At 50.6% G+C, this 2016-nt stretch carries 2 protein-coding genes; both read right to left on the bottom strand.

The window, feature by feature from the left end:
- Positions 1-708 precede the first annotated feature (708 nt).
- The gene (locus ACTQ3R_RS16390) at positions 709-1176 is read right to left on the bottom strand and encodes a DUF7000 family protein (protein WP_441780216.1); all 468 of its coding nucleotides are present in this window, start codon (positions 1174-1176) and stop codon (positions 709-711) included.
- 71 nt (positions 1177-1247) lie between these two features.
- Positions 1248-1901 carry a vWA domain-containing protein gene (locus tag ACTQ3R_RS16385; protein WP_441780217.1) on the bottom strand — a complete coding sequence of 218 codons (654 nt, stop codon included), beginning with the start codon at positions 1899-1901 and terminating at the stop codon, positions 1248-1250.
- Between the last annotated feature and the right edge of the window lie 115 nt (positions 1902-2016).

The following is a 2016-nucleotide window of genomic DNA, read 5'->3' as shown; positions in this document are numbered from 1 at the left end:
ACATGAACATGAAGCACTTGGAGGCGGCTCTGTACGACGCCTCTATTGCCGGCTGACTTCATTCAGCCGGAGCCTGCAAATAATTTTGCGCATAAATCTTGACGGCACCAATCCATATTTTTTAGCTGGATGTATCCCCGCATATTTGTAGCACACACCAGCCCAATCCATATCCGCAGCTAAGACAAAGACTGGGTCAAAACAGGACTCTCCTTGACTCTTACCAAAATAGTGAATGGCAACGGCTCCCATTACCGTGTCCGAGGTACATTTCCCATAGCCCACTTTGGCTTCTTTGCCATGAGCATTGCCTTTTCTTGCCCTATGCTGTGGTGAATCTTTCAGTAAATCAATAATCACATCAAATACAAAAAAATCAAATTTCAGTTTATGTTTGTTTAGCTTATCGCTAGTGAATGCATGGCCCCATCAGCAACAACTATTGTACACGGCTTTTGGTCTAGTAGAGAGATTGTGACTGTCCCTCCACTCACTAGAAGTTTCTCTCTAATAATATCTGATGCATTTGTTTTTGCATGAAACATGCATAAAATATTCCCCTTCGTTCCAAAAGTACATGGAAATTTCGATTCCAACTATCAACTTGTATGATTGGCAGTCTTTCAATCGGAAACTACGAGAAAATGTAGGTGTGCGGCTGGATAGCTATTGGAAGGCCAGGCATTACAGAGGTTGGAAAAGTTTTAATCAAGGAAGAAACTGCAGCAGTTGGACTACCGCCTCCTTGACCGCAGCAACCGTTTTCTCCCCATCGGACAGCTCTGTTTTCACTGGCAGGCGTACCACAAAGTCGGTGTGGTTGGGTTCCTGAGTAAGTTCCATGGGCGGAGGACAAGCTCTCCATTGCTCGGCCCAGCGGCACTGAGCGGTCCGGTTGACCCCGGAGAGCCACACCTCCAGTCGGAAGTTCTTGTGGTCGAAAACTACAACCAGTTTCAAGCTCTTCTCTTTCAAACCAGGGTCGGTAAAGGAAAAGTAGGCATAATCCATAGCGTTTTCCGTAATGTTGCTCTGAAAACGGAAATCCGGCATCTGCCGTTCCAGTTCATTTCTCAGAAAGCGGAACAGGCGAATGAACTCCTGATAGGCTTTTTGCAAATCAGTGGTCTGCAAAAGAGTGCGATATGTTTCCAAAAGAGTTGGGGCGAAGTTCATTGGAATGCCTCCTTCCATGCCGTATCTTTGCTTTCGAGTATACCACATCCGGCGGCACAGGGAAACTCCTGTCAGCGATGCTTCTGCCGCTTACGGAAGTCCTCCTCGATGGCGTCTTTCCAGTGCTCATCCAAAGGTGCACTACACCGGACGGCGGCCACAGCCTGGCCCACCACCTCGTAGTTGAGACGGGTACCCACGCTGTCGCAGTGGTAGTTCACTGCCCGGTCGGGGGCTATCCCCAGGTGACCCGCCGTCTCCACCGCATCGATGTTGGCCCCCAGGAAGAGGAACTCCCAGCCGTATTTCTCCTTCTGCCGCTGGATCATCTCCTTCACTCGTCGAGCGGAGTAGCGGCGACTAGCGTTCTCCATGCCGTCGGTGGTGATAACGAAAAGAGTGTGTTCCGGCACATCCTCGGGCCGGGCATACTTATGGATGTTGCCGATATGGTGGATGGCTCCGCCGATGGCGTCCAGCAGGGCGGTACAGCCCCGGACATAGTACTCTTTTTCGGTGATGGGGCGAACCTCTCCCACCTTTACCCGGTCGTGAAGCACCTCGGTCTGGTCGTCGAAGAGGACAGTGGAGACAAAGGCCTCGCCCGGCTCCTTCTTCTGTTTTTCTATCATGGCGTTGAAGCCGCCGATGGTGTCGCCCTCCAACCCCTGCATGGAGCCGCTACGGTCCAGGATGAAAACGAGTTCTGTCAAATTCTTCTTCATAAAAAAGTAACCGTCAAACCCGGCCCAACAGAAGAGCCACGGCATCTGCCGTGGCTCAGGTAAAACAAGATTATACTTTTGTTCTGCATTCTGCTGGTGCCTGGGCAGGAATCAA

The sequence above is a fragment of the Lawsonibacter sp. LCP25S3_E2 genome, from assembly GCF_052117285.1.
Classification (GTDB): domain Bacteria; phylum Bacillota; class Clostridia; order Oscillospirales; family Oscillospiraceae; genus Lawsonibacter.
The sequence above is the reverse complement of the archived record's forward strand: the minus strand, read 5'-3'. Positions and strand labels throughout refer to the sequence as shown.